Genomic DNA, 5,830 nt, shown 5'->3' on the forward strand with positions numbered 1-5,830 from the left:
ACGCCGGACCGACGCTCTCATTGATGGGGAACTTCTCGGCTCAAGGCGAAAGCCGAATTCATGGACCCGTCTCGACTTCTCATTTGGCAATCAACGAACGAAGGAACCCGCCGTGAGTATCGGTAAGAAGATCGCCCACAAAGCCGAAGCGACCAAGGGTGCCGCCAAGAAGTTCTTGGGCCGCGCCACCGGCAATACGCGCCTCCGCACCGAGGGCCGAGTCGATCAGGCCAAGGGCAACGCCAAACAGTCAGGGGCCAAGCTCAAAGACGTCTTCAAACACTGACCCCCACCTCCCACGTACTTCTGCACAACCCCATCGAAAGTAGGAACACGTCATGATCGTTCTTGGAATCGTCCTCATCGTCCTCGGACTCGTCCTGCCCAGCCTCGTCCCGACGTTCGCCTTCGCCCACATCCTCGTCGTCATCGGGGTCATCCTCCTCGTTGTCGGTCTGATTCTGATGGTGGTCGGACGGATGGGACACGCCGTCGGCGGCCGCCGCCACTACTACTAGACCGTTTCGCATTCACACGGCTGATACGTCGACTGCCGCTGCGCGGCAACAGTTTGTCGTGCAGCGACGGTCGTACCATCCCGCCGCCAACTCAAAGGAATGAACATGACCGCCACCAGTACCACCGTCCTGATCGTCTGTCTCGTGCTCGCTGCTCTGTTGCTTCTCGCCGCTCTCGCTTGGATCGTCCGAAAGAGGCGCAGCCAGCACCACCATGACGAAGCTGAAACGATCCGCGATCAGGCGCGAGTAGAAGACCGGCACGTCAAGCAGCGCGAAGCGCTCGCCGACGAGACTGCCGCCAAGGCCCGCGCGGCTCAGGCCGAAGCCGACGTCAAGACAGCCCAAGCCAAGGGGCTGCAACAGCAGGCCGCCGGTCACCGCAGTGAGGCCGTCACGTCCCGCGAGGACCTCAACGAACAGTTCGACCGCGCCGACGCTCTGGACCCGGCATCTTCAGCACCCGACACACGGACCGCTCACGATGAGCCACAACCCACGACCGGCTCCCGATGAACCCGGCGCAACTCACCATCAAGGAGCTCCCAGCTCCGGACGAGATTTGTCTAGCGGCATGCCTCATCACCATCATCAAAGTTAAACTGCCGCAACAGTTAAACCAGGCGTGATATGACGACCACTGCTGCAGCCCTCGCCCAGAACAGCGTCTTCGAGCACGTCGCCCGAGCCGGGTATGTCGTCAGCGGTCTGCTCCACGTCATCATCGGCTATCTCGCGATCCGCATTGCGCTGGGTACCGGGGGCGGGAGCGCCGATCAATCTGGAGCGTTAGCGGCGTTGTCAGCCAAGCCTGGCGGCATCATCGCGCTGTGGGCGGCCACGATCGCTCTCCTGGTCATGGCGTTGTGGCGGCTTGCTGAAACAGCGCTCGGACGTTCCACCGATCCGAAACGCCAGGGCGCCGCGCCTGAAATCCTGGATCGGGCAAAGGCCTTCGCACTGGCCGTCGTCTATCTGGGATTCGCCTACTCCACTCTCGGATTCGCCCGCGGCGCAGGGAAATCCACCGGCGCCCAGAATTCCGGGCTCAGCGCTCGGCTCATGGACACCGGCACCGGAACCGTCCTACTCATCGTCGCCGGCGTCGTCATCGTCGCCGTCGGTGGATACCACGTCTACAAGGGCGCTAGCCGCACCTTCCTCGATGACCTCAAAGGCTCGCCCAGCGATTTGGTGCGGCGACTCGGCTTCATCGGCTATATCGCGAAAGGTCTCGTCATCGCAGCGGCCGGGGCACTCGTGATCGTCGCCGCAGCCCTTTCCCAGCCCGACAAGGCAACCGGACTCGACGGAGCGCTGAAGACACTGGGAGCCCAACCCTTCGGGGCAACACTTCTGATCGCCGCCGGCCTGGGAATCGTCATTTACGGTCTCTATAGCTTCGCCATGGCTCGGTACACCAAGATGTAGCTCGCACTTGGCATCTCCGCGTACTCAGCCTGCGAAGCGTCGTGACGGGTCGCAGAACGGCCTCCGCCGTCAGCAGGCGTTCGAGGATGTGTCGCGCTTCGTTGTCTAGCGATCGTCGTCGGCCGCTTGGTCGTGGTCGGCGGCGAGTCGTGCGAGTTCCACCCTGGAATTGACGTCGAGCTTGGAGAAGGCTCGGCGAAGGTGGCTGCTGACGGTGTGCGGCGACACGAACAGCTGTTCGCTGGCTTCGCGATTCGTCCGGCCTGCCGCGATCAAGCGCACCACCTTCAGCTCGGAATCCGTCAATGCGTCCCATCCCGACTGAGGTCGAGGCGCCGATAGCAGCCGACGTCGAACTCCTAGAGCACGGAGTCGACGGCGGACCCGGGCGGCGTCCCACTCGGCGCCGGCGTCGACGTACAGACTCAGCGCTCGATTGAAGTCGGCTATCCCGGATGATGGGTCGTCGTGGGAAACGTGGTATCTGCCGAGGTCTTCCAGCGCTGATGCCAACGCCAACGGCCTTGGGCCACTGTCGAAGAGAGCCACCGCGTTCACCAGATCGTCTTGGCTTTCGTGGAGCAGACCGGTTGAATGCGCCGCCGTCGCAGCGATGCTCGGTACGCCGGGATTGAGCTGAAGACGGCTCCGCGCGGCGGCCTCGGCTTCCTCGCCGAGCTTCGGGTCTCCGACGGCGAGCGCGATGCGAACCATGTTGACTTCGTCGGTGACATCCATGGGAAATAGCGGCAAGATCGGTGCGCCATCACGTTCTGTCACGTCACACAACAGTCGATGTGCTTGCACGGGATCGTTTTCCGCCATCGCGTGCAGCGCCAACAGCCAGGCCGCGTGGCGGCGCACGCCAGGGACACTCTGCTCCAGCATCGAGTGGGCTAGCTGTGCTGATTGCCGCACCTGACGGGCGTTTCCCATGTGCAGCGCCGCCCGGCCGAGCGCGACCACCCCCGCCGCGTCGAGGACACCCACGATCACAGTGTCGTCGTGAACGGGAAAGCTACCCTCCAGTACAGCGGCGGCATCCGATAGTCGGCCCATCTGAAGCAGCAGACGTCCGCGCCACGTCTCGAACAAGTGCAATGCCCAACGTTGGCGGTCGCGTTGTGCCGCAACGATACTGTCGGACGCCGCCAGGGACGATTCGTCGACGCGGTCCATCACGGTGAGCACTTCGCATCGCCATTGCCGCACGACCTGCCCCTGATCGCGGTCGACCGCTCCCGACTCGGCCCGCAACGAACCTTCAAGCATCGCCAGCGAACGCTGAAACTGATTCCCTACGTACTCCAGGCCACCTTCGGTCATCGTCAGGATGAACTCGGCGGTCCGATCGACGCCGTCGGCCACACTGGCCCTGGCTCGTGGCAGCTCGGCGTGCGCTTCCGGGGTGCGGCCTGCTACCACCAGGTTGTAGACCAACTGGGCGTGATTGCGCGCGACAAGGCGCGGTGAGACACCTGTGAGGGCGAGCGCTTGGCGGCTGGCGTCGGCGCGCACATCCGGCGAGAGTGCAAACATGGTCGAAATGCTGTGCCGCACCTCGGCTTCCTGTTCGGCGGGCAGCGTCAGGCGCAGCGCAGTGTCGGCGAAACTCTTCGCTTCGGCGTCGCGTGCTGCTGCATGCAGCAGCACCGCGGTCAACGCGACGAGCTGGCCGCGAAGGGGATGGCGGGGCGGGGCAAGCTCGAGAGCACGCTGGCCGTAGGTCGCGGCAGTGTCGGGTGCCGTCGTCGCGAGCGCTTCGGCGGCCTTGCACAAGGTCTCGATCGCGACGTCGTCGCCGGGGTCGGCGCTGTCGGCGAGCTGGTAGGCCACCTCGACCGGCAGAGCGCCGCGAGCCAGCAGAACGTCGGCGGCCTGACGGTCCAGGCCCCGCCTGGCCGAGATCGGCAAGCTGTTGCGGACGGCTTCACGGATGAGGTCGTGCCGGAAGGCAAGCCGGTCGCCGTGCTCGACCAGCATGTCCGCCTGGATCAACTCCTCCACCGGCACCACGAAGGCCGAGGCGGGCGCGCCGCTCAACGCAGTCAAATCTCCGACTGAGAAGGTCGCGCCGAGGCCGCAGGCCATCAGCGCCGTCCGACGCGCACCCTCGGGCAACCGCCCGAGCCGTCGTTGCATCGTCTCGCGCACCCGTTTCGGTAGCTGCGCCGCAACCAACGCAGCCCGGCCGTCGGTGACGGTGACCAATTGCTCATCCCGTAGCCCCACGAGCAACTCGACCAGGAGGAACGGATTGCCGACTGCACGCTCGGTCATCGCAAGAAGAGCCTCGTCGGGTTCTGCCTTCAGGACGTCTCTGATCACCTCGACGACTGCGCCGCGGTCGATGGGACGCAGCACCATCTTGTGAGCACCGAGCTGCTCCAGCGCCTCCAACGCGTTGAGCACGTGTCGCGAGCCTTGGCCTGGCCGGGATGCGATCACCCACCCGATGGGTAACGCGGCAAGCTGGGCCGGCAGCAGACGGAGCGCGGTGGCGGTGCCATTGTCTGCCCAATGCATGTCATCGACGCACACCAGTAGCGGCGACGTCGATGCCCTTCTCTCGAGCAGGGTTTGGATGTCCTGCAGCAGCCAGTAGCGCTGTTCGGGCAGCGGTCGTGCATCATCGAGGGTCGAACGGCTCAGAATGGGCTCGGTTCCGCCGAAGAGTGCTTCGATCAGAGTGGACAACTCGACGGCGCTCTCGCCTTGCATGGCGGCTCCACAGCCGACCAACATCCTCTGACGCCGGCCCCGGTTTGCCACTTCGTCGAGCAGCCGGCTCTTGCCCATGCCGGGGGCGCCCTCGACCAACACCACCGCGCCGACACCCGTCTTGACGTGATCCAGATGCTGACTCAGAATCGCCAGCTCGCTGTCGCGGCCGTGCAGTTCTGGGAGTTCCACCGCCGTCCCCCGGCTCTCATCGTGGAAGGAGCCTTCAGCCTAACAAGCCGAAGGCCAGCGACGCCGAAGTCGGGGCGATGACGGGGACGTCGATCACCGCTGGAGGCCGCACATGGGACTGGGGGTCTGCGGAATAGATCTCATGCATTCGTGGGATGTCTGCCAAACCCGCCGGTTCTAACCTCGTCGCATGGACCACGAATCTTCGTGAGAAACGTTGCAGTTCAGGGAGCATCGGACCCGGGATGACGAGTGAAGGGCATTCGATCGTGAGCACGAACCACGAGATGGTCGGGCGGCTGACCTATCAGACCCATGTCTCCGAGCCCATTCCGGTGAACACCTCGGAGCTGGTGCCCAACGGGGATCGGCGGATGTTCTCTCCGATGACCACGACGCTGATCAGCGGAGTCCACGATGCCGTGCTGGTGGACCCGCCCATGACGATCGAGCAAACCTCGGCGGTGGCCGACTGGGTCGAGGCCAGCGGAAAGCGTCTCACGCACATCTATGTGACCCATGGCCACGGCGATCACTGGTTCGGGACTGCGCCGCTCTTACGCCGCTTTCCCGGTTCCACCGCATTGGCCACCCCCGGCACCATCGCCCTGATGGAGCAGCACGGCTCACCAAAGTTGCGCTCCGCCATATGGGATGCGCAATTTCCTGGACAGATTCCAGACTCGCCCGTACTCGCCAGTCCTCCGGTGGACAACAGGTTCAGTCTCGAGGGATACGAACTGATTGCCGTCGAAGTCGGCCACACCGACACCGACGACACCACCGTCTTGCACGTACCGTCCATCGGCTTGGTGGTCGCCGGCGACGTGATCTACAACAACGTCCATCAATACCTTCGAGAAGCCGCAGGCGATGGCATCGTGCGCTGGCTCGACGCGATCGACACCGTGGCCGCCCTGCAGCCCGCCGCGGTAGTCGCCGGTCACAAGGACCGAACTCGTGATGAC

The 5,830-nt window shown here is 64.4% G+C and carries 6 protein-coding genes; 5 read left to right on the forward strand and 1 reads right to left on the reverse strand.

Features of this window, described 5'->3' with window-relative positions:
- The 4 genes from ACRDUX_RS07950 to ACRDUX_RS07965 all read left to right on the forward strand — a co-directional run.
- Window positions 1-286: CsbD family protein (locus ACRDUX_RS07950; protein WP_526412669.1), on the forward strand; the 286-nt coding region annotated here is incomplete at its 5' end.
- Between the two features lie 52 nt (window positions 287-338).
- Window positions 339-518, forward strand: a complete 180-nt coding sequence (locus ACRDUX_RS07955; RefSeq protein WP_526412671.1) for a DUF6131 family protein — start codon at window positions 339-341, stop codon at window positions 516-518.
- 105 nt (window positions 519-623) lie between these two features.
- Window positions 624-1,034 (forward strand): hypothetical protein, encoded by a 411-nt coding sequence (locus ACRDUX_RS07960; RefSeq protein WP_526412673.1) that lies wholly within the window; start codon window positions 624-626, stop codon window positions 1,032-1,034.
- Window positions 1,035-1,148: 114 nt separating this feature from the next.
- On the forward strand, window positions 1,149-1,949 hold the full coding sequence (locus tag ACRDUX_RS07965) for a DUF1206 domain-containing protein (RefSeq protein WP_526412675.1): 801 nt from the start codon (window positions 1,149-1,151) through the stop codon (window positions 1,947-1,949).
- Window positions 1,950-2,054: 105 nt separating this feature from the next.
- Here the strand turns inward: ACRDUX_RS07965 and ACRDUX_RS07970 are convergent, their stop codons facing one another.
- The gene (locus ACRDUX_RS07970; protein WP_526412677.1) at window positions 2,055-4,862 is read right to left on the reverse strand and encodes a helix-turn-helix transcriptional regulator; all 2,808 of its coding nucleotides are present in this window, start codon (window positions 4,860-4,862) and stop codon (window positions 2,055-2,057) included.
- 269 nt (window positions 4,863-5,131) lie between these two features.
- Here ACRDUX_RS07970 and ACRDUX_RS07975 point away from each other — a divergent pair.
- Window positions 5,132-5,830 (forward strand): MBL fold metallo-hydrolase (locus ACRDUX_RS07975; protein ID WP_526412679.1); only part of this gene is annotated, 699 nt, incomplete at its 3' end.

The organism is Mycobacterium sp. (assembly GCF_050701675.1).
In the GTDB taxonomy this organism is placed as follows: Bacteria; Actinomycetota; Actinomycetes; order Mycobacteriales; family Mycobacteriaceae; genus Mycobacterium.